This window comes from Amycolatopsis rhizosphaerae (assembly GCF_007713715.1).
Lineage (GTDB): Bacteria > Actinomycetota > Actinomycetes > Mycobacteriales > Pseudonocardiaceae > Amycolatopsis_E > Amycolatopsis_E rhizosphaerae.
The window spans coordinates 1-2,712 of sequence record NZ_VJWX01000709.1; the positions used below are offsets into that span (position 1 = coordinate 1).

Here is a 2,712-nt window from a genome sequence, read left to right on the forward strand (position 1 = left end):
CCAGTTCCGGTCCGTCCCACTCCCGCCCGTGCCCCGCCCGGCGGGACCGGCCGGGGGCCGGTGCCGGTACACGGTGGGCACGAAACTGTCCAGCAGATGGTCTTCCAGGGCTTCGGCGGTGGGGAACCGGGCGCTGTCCAGCAGCTCGGCCGGATCCCGCCCGGGTGTGTCGCTGTAGACGGTCCGGGCGAGCACGATCATCAGCGGAGTGCTCAGCACGGCGCTCAGGCGGGCAGCGGCCGGGCTGTCCGGCCGCTCGCGCAGCACGGTCAGTACCGGATCCCACCTGCCGTTCGCCGCGCGGCGGACGGTGCGGGGCAGGTAGCCGGCGAGATCGTCCGGGGTGAGGTCGGTCAGCTCGATCCCGGCGGCCCCGGTCAGCACGTCCGTCGCCGCCACCGCACTGGCGAACTCGCCGGGACGGCTGGTCAGCAGCAGGGGCAGTGAAGTGCCGTTGAGCGCTTCCAGCGCGGGGCGGTGCAGGCCGTCCGCGATCTCGTCGAACCCGTCCAGCACGGGCAGGATGTAACCGGCCTCGACGAGCGCGGCGGCGAGCGTCTCCCCGCCTCCGCCGTCGGCGGCCAGGCCGGGATAGTCGCGCAGCAGGCGGTCGATCAGCCAGTCGCGGAGCGCGAGGGCGGTCGGGTCCCACGAGCCGAGGCCGAACACGACCGGCACCGGCTCGGCCTCGGTGCGCGTGCGCAGGTAGCTCAGCACGAACCGCAGCGCCAGGATCGTCTTCCCGGAACCGGCGCGGCCCAGCACGACCAGGCGCCCCGACGGGATCCGGCGGTAGGTGCCCGCGATCTCGTCGAGGGTGCCGGTCAGTTCGAGCGGGCGCGAGGTGACCCCGGCGGGCGCCCGGTTGATGTTGTCCCAGTGATCGGTCAGCTCCGGTGCCATCGGCCGCCAGCGCACCGGCAGCGGGAACGGGTCGTGGACGCCGCGCTGCTCCTCCTCGCGCTGCCATCGGCCGCTGACCGCCTGCGCCAGTGTCGAGGCGGCTTCGGAGAGCGCTTCCCGGAACGCCGGGGGCACCACGGGCCCGCGCACCGGGGGAACCTCGCCCGGTGGTTCTTCCGGTGTCTCCGGGGCTTCCGGTGTCTCCGGGGCTTCCTGTGTCTCCGGGGCTTCCTGTTCCGGGGTGCCGCCCGCTTCGGCCAGCAGGCGCCGGCGTTCGTCCGGCGCGAGCCCGAGCGCGTCCGCCAGCAACTTCACCGTCCCCAGCCGGGGGTCGGTGGGTTCGCCGGTCTCCAGCCTGCGGATGGTGCGCACCCCCACCCCGGACCGCTCCGCCAGCTGTTCCTGAGTCATCCCCGCCGCACACCGCAGCTGACGCAGCAGCGTGCCGAACCGGCTCGTCACTTCGGGCCTCTCCTACCGGTGATCCCTGGGGGACCGACTCTAGCGTGATCACCGGCCATATCCGGCCGGTTCCCGGCCTGGCCCCCTGACCAGTGCGAACGGCAGGATGACCGCACCACGGGAAGAAGATCGACCGGAAAGGGCAGGAGCCGCATGAGAACCCGTTTCAGACCGCTGCGGCGGGCCGGGGCCGTACTGGGGGTCGGCCTCGCCCTCGCCATCACCGTCGCGGCCGCCCCCGCGGCGAGCGCGGAAACCGCCGATCCGCCGCACTTCGACAGCGGTTTCGGCCTGACCGTGGTCGGCCAGCCCGCCTGGGCCGACGACGCCCACCGCACCTTCACCTTCGCGGTGACCTCCGACCAGGTGCCGAACCCGACGCTGATGCCGGGCCAGACCGCCGGGCAGCACGTGGTCATGGTCACCCTGCCCGAGGGGTACGACGGCGCGGCCGCCACCCGCTACCCCGTGCTGTACGGCCTGCACGGCAACCGGGACCTGCCCAACACGGTGGCGAACCTGCGGATGACCGAGGACGCCACGCGGGGGGTGCCGCTGATCACGGTGTGGCCCAACGGGGTCCGCAGCTGGTACTCGAACTGGGTCAACCCCGGTTCGCTCGGCCCGCAGAACTGGGAGACCTTCCACCTCGACCAGCTCATCCCGCTGATCGACGCGAACCTCAAGACCATCCCCGCCCGTGAGGGCCGCGCCATCGTCGGCCACTCGATGGGCGGCTTCGGCGCGTTCCACTACGCCGAGCACCGGCCGGACCTGTTCAGCTACGTGGGCAGTTTCTCCGGCGGACTCGACCTGCTCAACCAGGGGCAGCGGGCGGCGGTCGTGGAGACCGAACTGGACCCGGCGTCGGGCACGCCGACCACCTCCGCGGACGCGATCTTCGGCCCGCCGGTCTGGCCGCTCGACGGGGTGTGGAACACGGAAAGCCCGGCCCAGCACGTCAGTGCGCTGCGGGGCATGGGAGTGGCGATGTACACCGGCAACGGCGGGGACCTCACCGTCAACCCGGTGCAGGCGGTGGTCGAGAACGGGGCCGAGCAGACGGCGAAGGTGACCGCGGGGTACCTGACCGCGGCGGGCATCCCGTTCCAGTTCACCGACTACGGCGACGGCAGCGGCTGGGCCACCGGCTGCACCGGCAAGCACGCCCAGTTCGCCTGCCTGCAGGCCGACATGGACCACTTCATCCCGCTGATCATGCAGCGCCTCCGGCACCCCTGACCTGCACCGGTACCCGCATCGATGCGCAAGAAGCCCGGCTCGGCCCGCGAACCCCGTGAGGGAAGCGGGTGCCTGCTGCTCGTGGGAATGCTGTTCGTGGTGCTG

General features: G+C 72.5%; 2 protein-coding genes. One reads left to right on the forward strand and one right to left on the reverse strand.

Going from position 1 to position 2,712, the window contains the following annotated elements; translation table 11 throughout:
* Nucleotides 1-1,365 (reverse strand): helix-turn-helix domain-containing protein (locus FNH05_RS35845; protein ID WP_144593281.1); only part of this gene is annotated, 1,365 nt, incomplete at its 3' end.
* A gap of 153 nt (nucleotides 1,366-1,518) precedes the next feature.
* On the opposite strand from FNH05_RS35845, the gene FNH05_RS35850 reads away from it, so the two are divergent.
* The gene (locus tag FNH05_RS35850; RefSeq protein ID WP_144593282.1) at nucleotides 1,519-2,607 is read left to right on the forward strand and encodes an alpha/beta hydrolase; all 1,089 of its coding nucleotides are present in this window, start codon (nucleotides 1,519-1,521) and stop codon (nucleotides 2,605-2,607) included.
* Nucleotides 2,608-2,712 lie beyond the last annotated feature (105 nt).